Genomic DNA, 15,889 nt, shown 5'->3' with positions numbered 1-15,889 from the left:
CCTGCACGCCGATCTCGACCTGAAGCAGCGCGCTCTCGACCGAACGGCGCCCCCGAGCACCACGCCCGGCCGGTACCGGCCACCCGATGACCTATTGGCATTCCTGGAAGGGCTGTAATTATGTAGAAAGCCGACCAGAACAGATCAGCACGACGGCAACTCATTTCCCGGCCAGGACCACCTGGTTTCTGCATAACCGCGCGTTCTACATAGTGGCTCTTATGAAGAATTCTTCATAAAAGCCATCCGCCAGGCTCGGTGATCCAGGGCCGGTGCACGCGCACCCGTCCGAGCTTCCACTCGGCCTTGACCTGGGCCATCGCTCGGCGGGTGGAACGCTCAGAACCCTCAAAGCCCATGCCTACCAGCTTCTGGTGGGTGATATCGGCTCGGATCCGGCCTCGTGACTTTTCCACGAGCTCCTCGATCTTGGGCAGGTACTCATCGGTGATCTTGTCTCTGGCCACTGGTTCAGCCAGGGGTCGGCCGGCCTCCCGGGCGGCGACGTGTTTGGCGACCGTGTGGTGGGAACAGCCCGCGAGCACGGCCGCGGCGCGAAACGACTTCGTAAGATCGTACGCTTCAAGAATTTCCATGATTTCTCCGTCAGACTTCATAGAGAGCCTCTTCCTGGTTTGGTTTGGTGCGACTAGACACCGACATCAAACCCCAGGAAGGGGCTCCCGCCGTTAACAACACGGCGATGCTAGAAAATATGAGTGGGCAGATCTCATGGCCACCAATGGGCATTTCTGCTGGCCATCAGTGGGCAGTTACGTGGCCGCCTATGGGCAGTTTTTCATGGCCGCTAACAATCGGGCAACAATACCGTGTCGGCGTACATCGCCATCGAAACGCCAGCGTTCAGCGTGCGGGCAGCTGGCACGAGTAGACGCCCCGAGAGTTCCGATCGGTATGTGTTCATCCATCTATCCGCGTCAATACCCTGTGCACCCCAGAACGATGCCCACTCGTGAAGTTCGACAAGCTCGTTGAGACGGGCTTGAGGGGCGGCCGCGACGTCCTTGGCATTCAGGCCCCGTTTGCCGAATACAAGCTGTTCGCCGAAAACCTCCTCGATCGCACCGAGGGAGCCGTGGCTCAGTTTCAACGGGAGGTCGTAGCGGCTCGCCTGGTCAGGTTCACGGCCTTCTCCCTGCAGGGCGCGCAATTTCGCTTCGATCGACTCGGACGCCCCATCTTTAGATTCCATGACTGTGAGAGTAGCTGCTCGGCTCTCCGGCTCGCTGTTTCTCGACGTCATGGGAATGATCGCGGACGGCATGCCCGGACGGAGATGCTGAGGCACCTCGGGCTCGACTACGTCGAGGGCCAACGACGGATCGGCCATAGGCAACATCAGCGTGGGCATACTTTCCCAGCGACTCGTCCCGGCTGAAAAAGGGAAATCTGCTGGACCAGAGCTGCCAACGGAGGCCATTCAAGGCGCCCGCAAGCCGGTGGCGCATCGGGCCCTGCGGCGGGGGGATCTTGAGCTGCGTCCGGGAGGGCGTGCTGGTTACCGGCGGGAACGGGTCGGGAAATAGTAGCTGGATCCCTGGTTCTTGCCTCAGACGTCGAAGCCGACGTGCTATGACTCGGCGGTACCGTTCCAGCCTAACCCGTAGGGGCTCTGCGTCAGTGAGCTCTTGGATCGCCGAGGGGAGCGTCGTCTCGTAGTACGTCCAAATCTCGTCTATGACCTGCGCCGTCCAGACATCTCCGAAGAACGTGTAGAGGTCGTTCTTCTCGCGCCGCGATGCCCACCAGCGATCCCAGCCGCCAGCCTCGCCCGAGCCGCCGCCAGTATGACGGCCGCAAGGGCGAGGCCCAGGCGCTAACGTTGAACGGTGAGCCCAGCGCACCGGCCTTGGTCTTGTAGCTCTCGGATGAGGCAATGATTTCGCCGTATCCGGCCTTGAGCCGGAACCGGCAACCGCCGGATTTGTCCCTGTGGAGTTCGAACTTACCTGCCACAGTGCACTCCCTATCCCGTCACCTCAGGCCGACCTGATGCGTGCCACGCCCGGTTCCCCTATTCCACGGATACTCCCGCAACGCCAGCGGTGGTGACCGGGTTCTGGGTTGGCTGTCGTGTGGCGTTACCCATCTGGGCGGTCCATGGGGTGTGAGAGTTCGGTCTTGAGGGCCTGGTTTTCAGTTTCCAGAGCCAGGACCAGGCGGATACCGGAGGTGTTAAGTCCCTGAGCGAGGAGTTCCGCAATCCGGCGCAGGACCACCAGATCGTTCTCGCTGTACCGGCGCGTACCGCCCTCTGCACGCCCGGGCACCACCAGACCCTTGCGTTCGTAAAGCCGAAGGTTCTGCTGACCGGTCCCGACGAGTTCAGCCGCAACTGAGATAGCGTATACCCCACGCGCCCGCTGATCCCGGATCACTACGGGCATCCCCCTTCCTGTGCCTGGTCCTGCAAAGTTCCCCGGCCCTGCAGAATCTTTAGTCTGTAAAAAATCCTCTTGCACCAGTGTGGCAGCCGTGTTATAAAAAATCTATGCCCATCATGACAGGTCTTGATGGGCAGTAAGCAAGTGAAGATGGCATCAAGTGACACTGACAAGGAGTGAATAGCCATGTTGATGCGTACAGACCCGTTCCGTGAACTTGACCGACTGGCCCAGCAGGTACTGGGGACCGCGGCCCGGCCGACGGCCATGCCGATGGACGCCTGGCGTGAAGGGGACACTTTTGACGTCGAGTTTGACCTGCCCGGTGTCAGCCCGGACTCGATCAACCTGGACGTGGAACGCAACGTGGTCACCGTCAGGGCCGAACGCCCGGGCCTGGACGGGAACAAGGAGATGCTCGCCGCTGAAAGGCCCCGGGGTGTGTTCAGCCGCCAACTGGTCCTGGGCGAGAACCTGGATACAGAAAACATCCAGGCCAGTTACGACTCCGGCGTGCTGACATTGCGCATCCCGGTGGCGGAACGGGCCAAACCCCGCAAGATCTCCATCACCACCACCAAAGAAGGAGACCGCCAATCCATCAACTCCTAAACCACGAGGGAAAGCACCCTCAGCACCCGTTCTAAAAAGGGAGCAGGGCGGTAGCCTCCACGGCACGTCAACCTCGCCGGAGGCCGAACGGAGAGACGGCTAGTGGCACTGCCTCCGGCACCGATGGTCCCCGGCCCCAGCGGCCGGGGACCATCCCACCCCAACCACTGCCACCACAGCAATGCCGGCACCGACGCAGGCGCCCGGCGCCACAAGCTGTCGACAGGAAGCGTCAGATCTCATGACGACGTCACCGGATTACTATGCCGTTCTGCACCTGGGCCCCGATGCCAGCGCCGGTGACGTCGGCCGCGCGTACAGATCCCTGATGCGCCGCCATATTTCCTGGGGCCTGCTCACTAAGAAAGTAGCGTGGGATGCCCGATCCTGGCGGTTCAGCCTCTTCCAAGGCAGCCAAATCCTCGTCGGTGCACTGCCGAACTACTAGATCCGGTCCCATACAGTTCCCCTCACTGTGTACTTCGTTAAGCGTACCGATCTCAGCAATGCAGGGCTGCCCCATCCGCGTCCGAATCGAAATCCCCCTACGGGCAGGGAGCCAATAAAATAAGGCCACACAAGTGCGCGCTGAACCTTCAAAGGAGTGGTAGGGCCTGCGGCAACCGGGCTCACAACACCGAAAGGGCCTTGTCCAGTGGTTGAGTAGACACCGTATTCAAGAACGGCACGGAATCTCGCCGCGTCACAGCAGTAAGCCTTGGATGATACGGGGGAGTGGAGAACTACCGCTCGGGAATGACCGGACACTGCTCGCTGGTACTACAGACTCGGCCAGACTCAACGGTTCTTCTGAGGCATGCCAGGGATCTGAATTCGCCTGTCACCCCTTCGGTCAGGTTTAGCCTTGGCTTCCGCTTCGGCTAAGGTTCGGCAACGGCGCAGCTTGCGCCGCATCACCGAGGCTTCGATCCCCCTACATTCAACCAGCATTCCTTGCACGGTACGCCGTGTGGAATGCTGATGACATGATCGAGCGTCAATATGATCTGATGTCCACGTGGCTGCTGGATACAGTTCCAGAATCCGTATGGTCCGTCATAGCGGACCCGAATATGAGCTGGCCAACATGGTGGCCTGGGTGTTCGTTCGGAGGACCGCTGACCCGATCAGCGATATCCAGCGAGACGCCTGCCGCTGTTTTATTAGCCACGACTGCGCCACTGAGATTTCGAGCAGTCCTGGGTTACACGCTCAGCATCACAGTCCATCCAACGCTGGTCGAGCCGCCGCATCGGATCGAATTCGCTGCGGGAGGCGATTTGGTGGGAACCGGGAGAGTGGCACTGTTTCCCGCGGGCCGAGATGGCCTCCTAACGAAAATGCAGATCGAGTGGCGGGTCCGTCCGACGCAGCGATGGATGCGACTCCTAACCCCGATCGCGGCTCCGGCCTTCACTGCCGCCCACCGGCACTTGATGATAAAGGGCGAAAGAGGCTTAAGGGCAGAGTTGGCGGCAGTAAAGACCCGTAACGGGAATTAGGACCCACGGCAGAGCCGCGGTGTCCGTTGAAAACCCATGTCGAGCGGGCCTACGATTGGAGACATCGCCCCCAGTCCCAACTCGGCCTGCGTTGGTGCCACAAGTGTGGAGGTCTCAAAGATGCGAATGCACGCGAGTCTCGCCGAAAGCCTCAGACTCCAACAGCAGGCACGCCCGGAAGCCTGGGAAGAGACCTTCCGGGAAATGGTCCTCTTCGATTTGGCCGCCGACATGGAGCTCGGCTTCTTCCTCGCCTACTATCGCAACTTCGCCGTCCCCAGCATCGCGGAAACCCTCAATGCCAACGGTGAAATCCCGCAACGGCCCATGAAGCGTTCCTACGACACGGCCATCATCATCTACGAAATGATCGTCGCAGGCCTGGACAGCGACCGCGGCCGACATATGACCGCGCTACTGAACCACGTCCACCGCTACGTCCCTGGCACCAGCGATGACTTCCGCTACGTCCTGCTGACCCTCCTTGTCGTCCCGATCCGCTGGACCCAAAAATACGGCTGGCGGAAACCCATCAGCTCCGAGATTGAGGCAGCTACGAGGTTCTTCCTTGAACTTGGCCAGCGAATGCACCTCGAAAGCCTTCCCAGGACCTTCGAAGCCGCTGCAGTCCTCTTCGACGCCTATGAGGCTAACAACGTGACCGGATCCGATTCGGGGCGCCAGCTGATGGACTCAACTATCCAGGTCCTGCAGAGCCGGCTGCCGCGCGTCTTCCGGCCGGTGACCCGACCAATGATCGCTGCAATGCTCGACGACGACCGACTCACCGAAGCGCTCGGCCTCCCCCGCGCCAACCGGCTGATGCAGGCCGCGCTCAGCGCGGGACTGGCAATCCGCAACGCAGCCTGCCGTCGTCGTTCGCTCAACCCAGAACCGCACTTCTCCCCCGGTAAGTCCGCGACCTCGCTCTACCCCGATGGATACACTCTCGATCAGATCGGCCCAATGAACATCATGGGCCCGGCAGAGGCGGCCAGCAGTGAATTACCGTGAGGCCCGCAAGATCGCCAGAACCGCTGACTGCCGCCTGAACCTGCCATCCGAAGTCACCTTAGACTCAATCCGTAAAGCCATTGAGTCCTCACGCTGCCAACCCATCACCATCGTCGAACTTCCCCGCCTCACTGGCGCGGACGTCTGCGCCCTGTGGCTCGTTCTCGACGACCAGGACCTGATCATCCACGCCCCGACCCGCTCGCCGTGGCACCGCCAACACCTCATCCTGCACGAATTCAGCCACATGATCCTGCATCACGACATCCACGCAACCAGTCCATGTCCACCCGTCCAGCTGCCCGGGCTGGATATCAGCAGGATACGGTCGACGCTGAACCGCAGCAGTTACCGCGACGACGACGAACTGACAGCGGAGGCGCTGGCGGACCGGCTGGCCACCCGCCTCATCCACAGCACCACCAGCGGAAGCCAGGAGCCGCTATCCTTCAATGAAGTGTTCGGCTGATGGAATTCGTGCCCGCCCTCACGCTCTGGATTCTCTCCGCAATCCGCCTCCCCACCATGTTCGATGCCAAGCGCGGAAGCGTCTTCCGCGCCACCGTTCTGGCCGCCGTTGCATGCACCCTCTACGTCCCTAGGATCTACCTGCTCATCGACCCCAGCCTGGGCGGCCTTAACTATGCCGGACTGCTCCTACTGCTTTTCCTACTCTGCGGCTTCTGGCAGTTCCGCACAGCCATCGTGCTGGCTATGGTTCCCAACGGAGAACGACGACGACGGCAAGTCACCGTCGGCCGCGCGGCTATCGCGTGCGCCGGGGCCGCCGTCGCCGTCGGATTCTTCACAAGCCGCACGAATGCGTCGGATCAGAACTTCCCGCTCACCTACGGCAACCAACCCGGAATGGCCGTATTCCTCTGGTCCGGTTCGGCCTTCATTATCTGGGTCTGCTTCGACATCGCTCGGGTATGCCGACATAACGTCCCGCAAATGCGCTCCAGAGCGTTTAGGGCAGGCTTCGCGCTCATCGGACTCGGGTGTCTCGCGTTCGCCCTTGTCCTGGTGGACCGCCTCGCCTACGGCGCAGTCCTCCATAACGAGGGTCCGCACGGCGCAGACATCGGTGCCCTAGATGCTTTCTACTCCATCGGTGAAACCCTAGCCGTGCTCATGGTCAGTCTCGGGCTCATCATTGTGCGCATGCCAGGACAACTGCACCGCGAAAGGCTGGGATTCCGGTCCTGGATTCTGCTCATCAAATTATTTCCACTCTGGCGCAAACAGACCGCCCAGCGGCCGGATCTAGTCCTCGAGCCGCCCATTAGGAACGCGTTGAACACCTTTCGGCGTCATCCCGAAACACAGCTGCACCGCCGCGTCATTGAGATCCGCGACTGCGAAATGGCCCGAGGACATATGGCTCCTGCGATGACGCCCCGTGACCTGTCCCTCCTCGAACACGCTGAGGACGTTCTCACTCGGCATGCCTAGAAGGGCTCCAGGCTCTAAAAGCCCTCCTCAGGGGCGCCGTTATTCGTATACGTTCAGGAAGGCCGGCCGCTGTATACGGGAGCTGCGTCGTTGCCGGATTCTTTACCAGCCGCGTTGACGTGACAAACCAGAATCTGAGCCTACTGGAAACGGCTGTGTAGATAGCCGCTGCCCGCCTGCACCGATGGCTCATTGCGATCTTCGATTACCAGTTTCGCGGCTTAACGCTCCTCCGGACCTGACGGCACGCACCGGCTGCGCGGTCAGGTAGTCGGCGCTCCCACTAGCCATGAGTAGGTGCAGCTGGCATTAGCCGGCGGTACCGGCGCGCGGAGGCATCATGGAAAAGCTCAGTATCAAAACCCCTGACGACTTCATCGCCCTCATAGGCCATAGTCTGGGCTTCTGGCCTCAAGAAAGCCTGGTTTGCGTCCTAATCGACGACCGGCGCATCGGCGGCACCCTCCGGATCGATCTGCCCCGGCCCGGCACAAATACAGACCACCTGGTCGAGCACATCCTGCGCAACGTCGGCGCAGATCGTGAAGCAACCGGCGTCGTCTTCGGTATTTTCACCAGCACCCCCTGGGCTCCAGGCCAACTGCGACCGCACGAAGAAGTCATGGAATCCCTGACCGGGAAGCTCAGCGAACAAGGAGTCATGGTTCGGGATGGCTGGCTTATCGGGGAAACCACCTTCACCAACTATCTGCACATGGGAACCGGCGCGGCGACCAGCCATCCGCTGGAGGGAATCCTGTCCAGCGAACTCAACGCAGAACTTGTCTTCCGCGGATCCAGCATCGAGACATCACCGGGTTTCCGCATCCCCGTCGTAGGCCGCCCGGACCTCAGCACCGAAGTCCTGCGGCATTGTTTCAGGATCGAAGCCATGAATCCGCGGGCCGCCATCACCCGGGCCAGGACACTGTGGAACAAGATGCTCGACGGCGGTGGCGAACCTACCGACGACGAGGCCGCCGAACTCATCGCAAACCTGAAGTTCATCACGGTCCGAGATAGGCTCCTCGCCGATATCCCTGGCATCGACGACAGCATGCGCGACCTCCTCCTGGGGCAAACCAAACAAATCCCGCGCTGGCAACGCGTCGACCGCGCCTCCGAGGTCCTGTTCCAGCTCTACCTGCGTACTGACGGTCGTGACGCCGCACCCGTGCTGACCAGCCTGGGCGTCATTCAGTGGTGGGAAGGCCACGGCAGCAAAGCCCACCAATGTTTCGAACGCGCCCTGGAAGCAGACCCGGACTACCGCCTGGCTCAACTCACAGACCTCCTCGTCTGCCAAGGCATCGTCTCCGACTGGGCCACCAGCCGCCAGACGGCATACCAACCGCCGCATATCCGCGGCCCCGAAATCGGCGGGATGGGGATGGTCTAAAGACCAGACACGAAAAACGGGACAAGCGGCAATGACTTTCATGCACCGAAAGCTCAGGGCCAGTGTCAGGCAGCATGGACGACCCAATGAACAGACGGGAGAAGGGTGAGTGGGGACAGGAGCCTTTGGCCGGGGAGCCGGGGTTTTCAGGCGGCTGGGGGGATTGGCGATGAGGTTCTATCCGTTCCTGCACCACACCCACCGGGCGCCGCGCACGCCAGAAACGACACCCGAAACAGCCCACCTATCCTCTCAAAACCCCGTCACATCAGACCAAAACACCTGTTCATTCATATGAATGAAGCGTACAATTAAACCTATACAGCAGCACAGACGAACGTAACTTTTGACCATACGAAACCCAGGTACTGACCATGCTGACCATCACCCTCTATTCCAAGCCCGGCTGCTTCGGCTGTCGCAAAACGGCCGAGAAATTCACCACCGCGGGGATTCCCTTCCGGGACGTCGACCTGACCACGACGCCCGCCGCACTGGAATACGTCACCGAAGAGCTCGGGTATTCCCAGGCCCCCATCGTTATCGTGGATGATCACTTCCACTGGTCGGGACTCCGCCCGGACATGATTGACCAGGCCATCGCAGCGTTCCACACCAAGGCCAGCACGCCAGCGACCGCTGGTGCGGGGAAGTGAGGGGCCATGATGGGAGAGGAAGAACTGGCCGCCTTCATCACCGCCGATCCGCTGGCATGGCGGATCTGGATGTCAGGGTACGAGACCGGCCTGGCCCAAGGCCACCACGACGAGAAGACAGGAATGGACAGCCTGGCTGACCTGACCGCGCGCCGCCAGCTCATCCTCCAGGACTGTGAACGGCACATCAGGGCGGAACTGGCGAACACGTTCACGATGGCAGAGGTCCGCCGGGCCAGGGCAAGCACCGTCTCCGGCAGTTACCGGGGCGGCCCCGTCCCTTGGGACAGTAAAGGAACCGATGAGTAAAAACAAACCCTCCTCCTTCGCCCCCTACTTCACCCGTGAAGACGCGGACCAGGTACGGGCCGCGTTCCTGGCCGCCGGCCACGCCGAAGGCTACGCGTCGATCTCCGAACTCATCGAAGCCGCCACGCTCAAAGAAGTACGCCGGATCCAACGCAAACACCACAACGGCCATCCCTGGGAAGGAGCCGGTCCCGGAGCCCTCCGCCCGGGACAACGCACAAGGATCGAACAAAAGACTGAACGAAAGAAAAACCCACGCGACCGGCAACAGTAAGGCCGGAGGGTGCTAAGACTTCCGCCGTCCCTGATCCTTAGGCCCCTGCCAGCCTGGAGCTTGTGAATCAAGAGCGGCGAGCTGCTCCGGAGGGAGGGTTCCCTGGCTGAGCTTTTGTCGCTGCACATGCCGCCACACACCAAGAACCCGCTCATGGTCATCAGCTGCCCCCGGGTACCGCGGCCACGATCCTGTCTGCGACGTGAAGGTCACCAACTGGTCGAGTCGTTCCACCCAACGCTGCGCATCCCGGACAGCCCGAGATGGTTGCTTCCATCCCGGAATCTGCTCATCAAGCCACGCCTCGTGCCCGCACGGCAACTCAAGATGACGCCACGCGGCCAGCCGCTCCGCCAGCCATCGGGCCATGGCCCTCGCCTCGGCGTCCTGCGAATGCTGGTCTGGCCAGCAACCCGTCCGTTCTCGATATTCACGGATCGTTTGGGCCCGTGTCTCCCAACCCGACGGAATGGCCTTGGTCTCCCGCTCCGGGGTCGGCTTCCAGCTCGCGATGTGATCAGAACGCAATGTTGAATCACGCTCCTTCGCGACCTGGATCCGCCGAAATACCGTCGACCGCGGGACGCCGGTCAGTCTAATAATCGTGGCAGCCGGGATGCCAGCACGGAACATCCGCACCGTCTCACCCTCAGGGCCGCTTTTAGCCATGAAGTGGAGACTACCAACCCCGAGCGTCAGAATTCACCCCCCGCGGAAAACCGAATGGCTCCGACTCGAAATCCAATCACCGACAGCCCCACGAAGACAAGCCGCCGGAATCCCACCCTGTAGCCCTCCCCTCTGCCACACTTCCCCCGCCCGCCACCATGCCGTGCTCCGTCCGCCGAGATCACCAGGCGCATTTGCCAACGCGCCACCGTGCAGCTGACCGCTTCAGGAAAATCATCGATTTAGAGGCATGCCATCGTCACAGTAAGAGCGTCACACGTCTGGCACCCAAGGCCGCGCCCGTGGCAGGAAGTCCCACGGGCAGTCATGGTGGCCACGGCCCAAGCGGCCATGAATCTATGTGTCTACGCAAAAGTGCCCAGAATGCCAAGCCCCATTTGAACCAAGACGGGCTACACAGTTGTACTGTTCAGCAAAGTGCTCCGGACGCGCCCGCGAACGCCGCCGCCGCTACACGCGACAAACCACAGCTCGAGTAAGCACCCAAACGCTGGTCGCCGTCGAACGCGCCAGTGGGAACGCACGATTGTTAACGGCCGAAAAGCAATACCGGCACAGCCTGCAATCTGGAACAGCCGTGGTCCTGTCCAAGTCCCATGAAACCATCTTTGCCAGAGACAAAGTCATCGACGAACAACGGTCCCAGCTGCACCTTATGAGCGCCCAGCGCCTAGACCTGTGTGGTCAACTCGCAGAAACCAAGGCTGAAACGGTGGAACTGAAGCTAGAGGTCTCGCGAATTCTGAAGGACCGAAAGGCAGACCTGCAGGATCTGATGCAGATCGCCGTCCGCATGCTCCAGCTCACCAACCATCTCGGCATCCCCCTCGACCGGCCCACCGCGGAGATCTTCCGACGTCGAAGCTGGAACACGAAAATCCCGGCAAACTCCCGATGACGGTCTCCATCGCCCGGCTGACCGCGCACAGCGGCGTCAAGTACCTGCTGAAAACCACCATGCACGACGACGTCCCCCTCACCCCAGGCGATGCCACCAGCTACTACATGAAGACCGGCACTCCCCCGGGCCGCTGGCTCGGCAGCGGTCTTGAAGGCGTCAACCGCTCAAGGCTCGACCTCGTCACCAGTGACGACGCCAGCGCCGTCTTCACCGACGCAAACCACCCCGACACGCATCAGCCGTTGGGCCGACACCACGGCGAAACCACCGTCGCCCACCGCAATGGCGAGGAAATTCAACGCGTCGCCGTTGCCGGGTTCGACCTGACCTTCAGCGTCCCCAAGTCCGTTTCCGTCTTGTGGGCGCTGGCTCCGCACGACGTTCAGCAGCAGGTCCTCGCCGCCCACCACGACGCCGTAAACCAGGTCCTCGAGTGGCTTGAGGAATCTGCCATCCACACCCGCACCGGTCGGGGCGGTGTCTCCCACGTTGCCACAAAAGGCGCAGTCGCCGCTGCGTTTGACCATTGGGAATCGCGTGCCCGCGATCCACAGCTCCACACGCATCTCGTCGTCGCCAACAGGGTGCAGCGGGCTACGGACGGCGCATGGTCCACCGTGGATTCACGTACGCTCTACAAGGCGACCGTGGCGGCCAGTGAACACTACAACGGCCTGCTCTTTGACCGGTTGCAGGAACGGCTGGGCGCGGTCCCGGGCTTTCGCCCACCCGCCAACCGCGAGCGCAACCCGCGCCATGAGCTCGTGGGTGTCGATGACTCCCTAATTCATGAATTCTCCAACCGGTCCCGGCGCATCGACGAGGAGAAAGACCGCCTCATCCAAGCTTGGACGATGGAACACGGCCGGGGACCCTCCCCCACCATGGTCGTCAAGCTGCGCCAGCAGGCCACACTGTCCACCAGACTAGCCAAGGGCAAGGAACCGCGACCCCTAAGCGACCTTGCCGCAGGCTGGCGGTCCCGGGCCGTGCGGCTTGACTTTGAGCCCGTCCAGGTCATCCGCCACACCATCAACCGCTCACATGAACGCCCCGTTACCGCCGCAGACCTCACCGAACCGTGGGTCAACGCCGCTGCCGCCGCCGCACGGTTGGCAGTGGCTCATCGCCGAGCCACTTGGAACCGCTGGAACCTCCTGGCCGAGGCGGAGCGTATCTGCGCCGAAATCCGATGTGCCTCCCCTGCTGACCGCCGCCACATGATTGACGCCGTCACCACAGCCGGCGAGTCCCAGTGCGTCGCGCTCAACGCCTACCGCTACAAGGTCCCGCTCAAAGCCGGCGATGACCTCGCCTTCGCCGGTCACGCCGTCTTCGAATTCCACGGCACCCGCCTGTACACCGACATCGGCATCCTCGCCGATGAGCAGCTGGTCATGGACGCCAGGAACGACGACGGCGGACCCGCCATCGCGCCCGACCTCACCGACACGTTCCTCGCCCAAAACCACAACGGCCCGGGCCGGGGAGCGCTAGCCCCAGATCAAAGCGCCGCAGCACATGAGGTGCTTTCCAGCGGCAGGTTCCTTGACGCCGTCGTCGGCCCCGCAGGGTCAGGCAAGACCACCACCATGGCCGCCATCCGCGATGGCTGGGAACAGGCCTACGGTGCGGGCAGCGTCGTCGGACTTGCCCCGGCAGCCGCGAGCGCCGAGGTGCTCGGCAGGAAGCTGGGCTTGGCGGCTGAGAATGTGGCCAAATGGTTGTACGAAACGGTGGGACAAGGTGCCGCCCATCGGGCGGAACAGTTTCGGGACTTGGAAGCTGCTGATTCGCCGTCCCCGTGGCAACGGATCAGGGCGGCGCAGCGGATGGCTGATTTGGCCATGCGCCAGGAGCAGTGGACTTTCCGGCGCAATCAGTTGGTGATCATTGATGAAGCGTCGATGGTTTCGACCGTGCAACTGGCGGCCCTGGTACATCAGGCGCGTGATGCCAGCGCGAAGATCGTTCTGGTGGGTGATCCTGCGCAGCTCGATGCGATCGATGCCGGTGGGATCCTGGGCTGGTTGGACCGGCAGGGCAAGGCGGTTCAATTGACCAGTGTGCGCAGGTTCAGTAATGAGTGGGAAGGGCCTGCGTCACTCCTGCTGCGCGTGGGTGACTTTAGGGCGATCCAGGCATACGCGTCGCATGGGCGTTTCCACCAAGGCGAATACCTGGAGATGATCGATCAGGCATATGAGCGGTGGGCATCGGACATCCAGGCCGGGGTTTCTTCCATTCTCATTGCGCCGGACAACGAGACCGTCGCGGTCCTCAATGAACGCGCCCATGCCGAGCTGGTGGATCAGGGCAGGGTTGATGCTGGGCGGACAGTGCGTCTGAGCGACGGGCTCAGCGCCGGCCGGGGTGACACCGTTATTGCCCGGAAGAACGACCGGCGCCTCATCGATGATTCCGGCGATTTCATCCGCAATGGCACTCTCATCAGGATCACTGCGAGGCCGAGCCATGACGGATCAACTGTGGGCCGCCGGCTCGATACGGGCAGGAGCATCCGGCTAAGTAGCGAGTACCTCGTGGAGGCAACCGAGCTTGGATATGCGACGACGGCGCATCGTTCCCAGGGCATCACAGTCGATACCAGCCACACGTTGCTGACACAGGGGTGCCTGACGCGTGAGCTGTTCTACGTAGGCATGACACGCGGGCGGGACAGCAACAGCGCCTACGTCTGTGAATCCGGTCCCGCTCGCGACGACGAGCTGCACAAAGCGCCCGAAGCGACCTGGCTGGACATCCTGGGTGAAGTCCTGGCAGCCCAAGGTGCCGAGCGGACCGCCCACGAGGTCGCCGACGAACACGAGAACACAAACTCGCTGCACCGCCTTGCCGCCGAGTACGATTACCTCGCGCAGATCGCCGCGGCAGATGACCTGCGCGCCGCCGTCGAACGTTTCCATCCGGGCGTTTCGAGCAGTCTGGAATCTGCGCCGTCGTGGGGTGCGGGCGTCGCCGCATGGAGACGGGCCATCGCTACCCAGCCACATACGGCCGCGGTGACGCTTGAGCACACGCTTCGGCGTCCCGGCGAATCCAAGGACGTTATGGCTGTCCTGCATTCACGGCTACGCCTGGTCAGTAACAGCAAGTCGTCTAGCCTCGACGATTGGCTGCACGAGGACGTCGCCAGTAGCCGGGCAGACCTGACGGACATGATTGCCCAGGTACGCAGCCTCGCGGCCTCCAGAGTTCAGGACCTGACGGTGAAGGCGTTGGCTGGCACTTCGCCGTGGACAAGGCGGCTAACAGACTCGCTCCCCGACGGCAGTACAGCGATTGACCGAAACACATTGGTGGAACGTATCGCCATATACAGAGACCGCTGGCTCATCGGGGAGGACCCCGAACCATTGGGGCCACCCCCGGCGAATTACGAATGGGAACGCTCCAACGACCGGCGACAACTCGAAACTGAACTTGCCCGGATGCAGAACACCGCAGCCGCCAGCAATGGAGCGGCTACCGTGAAAGTTCCTGTCAGTCCCGCCCTTACCAATGTCGGATGGGAAATTTAGAATGAAGTCGGAGGAGGCGGCAATGGAGGTTAATCCGATGGTCAAGCCACAGCTCAGCAGCGGCCTCCTCGTCGCGATGACCACCATCGCCGGCGTGGTTCTCGTGTATGTACTCGCCGTGGTTGCTCTTTCTTGGCCTCCGCCTACCGGCGTGTGGATCTCGCTGGCCGTCGTAGCCCTAGCCGCAGGTTTTACCGCTTGGCGTTGGTCTCGACGCATTCAGAATCGGCGACAGTGGCAGCAATTTGCCAACAGGCAGTGGGAATACCTATCCCGGATCAAAGGTGAACACGAAGCCACCGCTGAGATCACCGTCCTCAGTTTCGAAGAAATCCAACCGACTGGCTCTTGGGCAACCATCCGCTGGAACAAGTTTGGCTACGTTCAGCCAGGCTGGATCGAGAACGGAACGTTTGCTATCTGGCCAGAGTCAGTCCTACTCATCCGCCCCGACCCGACACAAATTCGGGTTGGCGCACCCTGGCCGCCAACTTACTACCTGCGCTCCCACGCCTGTCTAGCCATCGCCCCGGTGCTCGCCGCAACATAACTGCAAGCGCGATTTCATCCCGGCTGGTGCCCATATGTCTCCCACGCATACAGTCGAGGTGCTCAGAGCATAGGAACGCCTGCATCAGCCGGACAAAGCTAGCGCCCCATACAATCAAAGGAGGCCTTTCGAGGCTTCCTCTTTCATGTCCGTACCACCTTGGGGAAATTGTGACCACTACGTTTGATGAGCTTCTTGGCACCTACCACGACCTCTCGGACTCGGAACGGATGAAGGGCAGCTATCTGGAGCAGCTTGTCGAGCAGTATCTGGAGAACGACGGCGTTCACGCCCCGCAGTACACGGATGTGTGGTTGTTGAAGGACTGGCCGCACCGTCCGGAGAACTTCACCAACAAGGACAACGGCATCGACTTGGTCGCGGCCTGTACCGACGGTGGACTGACTGCCATCCAAGTGAAGTTCTACGCGCCCGGCTACAGGATCCAGAAGCACGACATTGACTCGTTCCTGTCGGCATCCTCGAAGAAGCCCTTCACCAGCGCAGTCGTCGTGGACACCATCGAGGGCGACTGGTCGACCAACGCGCCATAAGGGATGCAATTGATACGGCTATGCAA

The 15,889-nt window shown here is 61.6% G+C and carries 17 protein-coding genes and 1 pseudogene; 13 read left to right on the top strand and 5 right to left on the bottom strand.

From position 1 onward, the window contains the following. Positions 1-239: 239 nt before the first annotated feature. The 4 genes and pseudogenes from OS914_RS01790 to OS914_RS01775 form a co-directional block, all read right to left on the bottom strand. Positions 240-617: pseudogene (locus OS914_RS01790) on the bottom strand (IS21 family transposase); the annotation flags it as partial. A 191-nt stretch (positions 618-808) separates the two neighbouring features. Further along, a complete protein-coding gene (locus OS914_RS01785) occupies positions 809-1,372 on the bottom strand; it encodes a hypothetical protein (protein WP_267544335.1) in 564 nt (187 codons plus the stop codon). A gap of 266 nt (positions 1,373-1,638) precedes the next feature. Next, positions 1,639-1,977, bottom strand: a complete 339-nt coding sequence (locus OS914_RS01780; protein WP_267544334.1) for a YegP family protein — start codon at positions 1,975-1,977, stop codon at positions 1,639-1,641. 125 nt (positions 1,978-2,102) lie between these two features. Continuing rightward, a complete protein-coding gene (locus OS914_RS01775) occupies positions 2,103-2,408 on the bottom strand; it encodes a MerR family transcriptional regulator (RefSeq protein ID WP_267544333.1) in 306 nt (101 codons plus the stop codon). A gap of 183 nt (positions 2,409-2,591) precedes the next feature. On the opposite strand from OS914_RS01775, the gene OS914_RS01770 reads away from it, so the two are divergent. The 9 genes from OS914_RS01770 (at position 2,592) to OS914_RS01730 (ending at position 9,626) form a co-directional block, all read left to right on the top strand. Next, positions 2,592-3,017 carry an Hsp20/alpha crystallin family protein gene (locus tag OS914_RS01770; protein WP_267544332.1) on the top strand — a complete coding sequence of 142 codons (426 nt, stop codon included), beginning with the start codon at positions 2,592-2,594 and terminating at the stop codon, positions 3,015-3,017. Between the two features lie 241 nt (positions 3,018-3,258). After that, positions 3,259-3,465: a hypothetical protein gene (locus OS914_RS01765; RefSeq protein WP_267544331.1), complete on the top strand. Its 207-nt coding sequence runs from the start codon at positions 3,259-3,261 to the stop codon at positions 3,463-3,465. Positions 3,466-4,639: 1,174 nt separating this feature from the next. Next, on the top strand, positions 4,640-5,533 hold the full coding sequence (locus OS914_RS01760) for an oxygenase MpaB family protein (protein ID WP_267544330.1): 894 nt from the start codon (positions 4,640-4,642) through the stop codon (positions 5,531-5,533). Next, a complete protein-coding gene (locus OS914_RS01755) occupies positions 5,520-6,002 on the top strand; it encodes a hypothetical protein (protein WP_267544329.1) in 483 nt (160 codons plus the stop codon). The genes OS914_RS01760 and OS914_RS01755 overlap by 14 nt, the downstream gene beginning before the upstream one ends. After that, positions 6,002-6,988, top strand: a complete 987-nt coding sequence (locus tag OS914_RS01750; RefSeq protein WP_267544328.1) for an MAB_1171c family putative transporter — start codon at positions 6,002-6,004, stop codon at positions 6,986-6,988. The genes OS914_RS01755 and OS914_RS01750 overlap by 1 nt, the downstream gene beginning before the upstream one ends. Before the next feature lie 340 nt (positions 6,989-7,328). After that, positions 7,329-8,387, top strand: a complete 1,059-nt coding sequence (locus OS914_RS01745; RefSeq protein ID WP_267544327.1) for a DUF4192 domain-containing protein — start codon at positions 7,329-7,331, stop codon at positions 8,385-8,387. A gap of 377 nt (positions 8,388-8,764) precedes the next feature. Next, positions 8,765-9,043, top strand: coding sequence for a glutaredoxin family protein (locus OS914_RS01740; RefSeq protein WP_267544356.1), 279 nt, complete (start codon positions 8,765-8,767; stop codon positions 9,041-9,043). Positions 9,044-9,049: 6 nt separating this feature from the next. Continuing rightward, complete coding sequence (locus OS914_RS01735; RefSeq protein ID WP_267544326.1) at positions 9,050-9,352, top strand: hypothetical protein; 303 nt, start codon at positions 9,050-9,052, stop codon at positions 9,350-9,352. Continuing rightward, positions 9,345-9,626, top strand: a complete 282-nt coding sequence (locus OS914_RS01730; protein ID WP_267544325.1) for a ParB family protein — start codon at positions 9,345-9,347, stop codon at positions 9,624-9,626. The genes OS914_RS01735 and OS914_RS01730 overlap by 8 nt, the downstream gene beginning before the upstream one ends. A 12-nt stretch (positions 9,627-9,638) precedes the next feature. Here the strand turns inward: OS914_RS01730 and OS914_RS01725 are convergent, their stop codons facing one another. Beyond that, positions 9,639-10,295 carry a helicase associated domain-containing protein gene (locus OS914_RS01725; RefSeq protein WP_267544324.1) on the bottom strand — a complete coding sequence of 219 codons (657 nt, stop codon included), beginning with the start codon at positions 10,293-10,295 and terminating at the stop codon, positions 9,639-9,641. Positions 10,296-10,842: 547 nt separating this feature from the next. Between OS914_RS01725 and OS914_RS01720 the strand changes: the two genes are divergently transcribed. From OS914_RS01720 to OS914_RS01705, 4 genes are all read left to right on the top strand, one after another. After that, the gene (locus OS914_RS01720) at positions 10,843-11,214 is read left to right on the top strand and encodes a hypothetical protein (RefSeq protein WP_267544323.1); all 372 of its coding nucleotides are present in this window, start codon (positions 10,843-10,845) and stop codon (positions 11,212-11,214) included. Then, positions 11,211-14,759 (top strand): MobF family relaxase, encoded by a 3,549-nt coding sequence (gene mobF, locus OS914_RS01715; protein WP_267544322.1) that lies wholly within the window; start codon positions 11,211-11,213, stop codon positions 14,757-14,759. Before OS914_RS01720 ends, mobF begins: the two co-directional genes overlap by 4 nt. Before the next feature lie 22 nt (positions 14,760-14,781). Next, a complete protein-coding gene (locus OS914_RS01710; RefSeq protein WP_267544321.1) occupies positions 14,782-15,309 on the top strand; it encodes a hypothetical protein in 528 nt (175 codons plus the stop codon). Between the two features lie 170 nt (positions 15,310-15,479). Continuing rightward, complete coding sequence (locus tag OS914_RS01705; RefSeq protein ID WP_267544320.1) at positions 15,480-15,863, top strand: restriction endonuclease; 384 nt, start codon at positions 15,480-15,482, stop codon at positions 15,861-15,863. Positions 15,864-15,889: the final 26 nt, after the last annotated feature.

The organism is Arthrobacter endolithicus (genome assembly GCF_026627425.1).
Taxonomy (GTDB): Bacteria; Actinomycetota; Actinomycetes; order Actinomycetales; family Micrococcaceae; genus Arthrobacter_M.
Note: the sequence above shows the minus strand (reverse complement) of the source record. Positions and strands in the feature narration are given on the sequence as shown.

Excerpts from the sequence above, each read along its gene's own strand:
- OS914_RS01785 (WP_267544335.1), bottom strand. The coding sequence starts at position 1,372 with ATGCCCACGCTGATGTTGCCTATGGCCGATCCGTCGTTGGCCCTCGAC.
- OS914_RS01775 (WP_267544333.1), bottom strand. The coding sequence starts at position 2,408 with ATGCCCGTAGTGATCCGGGATCAGCGGGCGCGTGGGGTATACGCTATC.
- OS914_RS01770 (WP_267544332.1), top strand. The coding sequence starts at position 2,592 with ATGTTGATGCGTACAGACCCGTTCCGTGAACTTGACCGACTGGCCCAG.
- OS914_RS01765 (WP_267544331.1), top strand. The coding sequence starts at position 3,259 with ATGACGACGTCACCGGATTACTATGCCGTTCTGCACCTGGGCCCCGAT.
- OS914_RS01760 (WP_267544330.1), top strand. The coding sequence starts at position 4,640 with ATGCGAATGCACGCGAGTCTCGCCGAAAGCCTCAGACTCCAACAGCAG.
- OS914_RS01750 (WP_267544328.1), top strand. The coding sequence starts at position 6,002 with ATGGAATTCGTGCCCGCCCTCACGCTCTGGATTCTCTCCGCAATCCGC.
- OS914_RS01745 (WP_267544327.1), top strand. The coding sequence starts at position 7,329 with ATGGAAAAGCTCAGTATCAAAACCCCTGACGACTTCATCGCCCTCATA.
- OS914_RS01735 (WP_267544326.1), top strand. The coding sequence starts at position 9,050 with ATGATGGGAGAGGAAGAACTGGCCGCCTTCATCACCGCCGATCCGCTG.
- OS914_RS01730 (WP_267544325.1), top strand. The coding sequence starts at position 9,345 with ATGAGTAAAAACAAACCCTCCTCCTTCGCCCCCTACTTCACCCGTGAA.
- OS914_RS01725 (WP_267544324.1), bottom strand. The coding sequence starts at position 10,295 with ATGGCTAAAAGCGGCCCTGAGGGTGAGACGGTGCGGATGTTCCGTGCT.
- mobF (WP_267544322.1), top strand. The coding sequence starts at position 11,211 with ATGACGGTCTCCATCGCCCGGCTGACCGCGCACAGCGGCGTCAAGTAC.
- OS914_RS01710 (WP_267544321.1), top strand. The coding sequence starts at position 14,782 with ATGGAGGTTAATCCGATGGTCAAGCCACAGCTCAGCAGCGGCCTCCTC.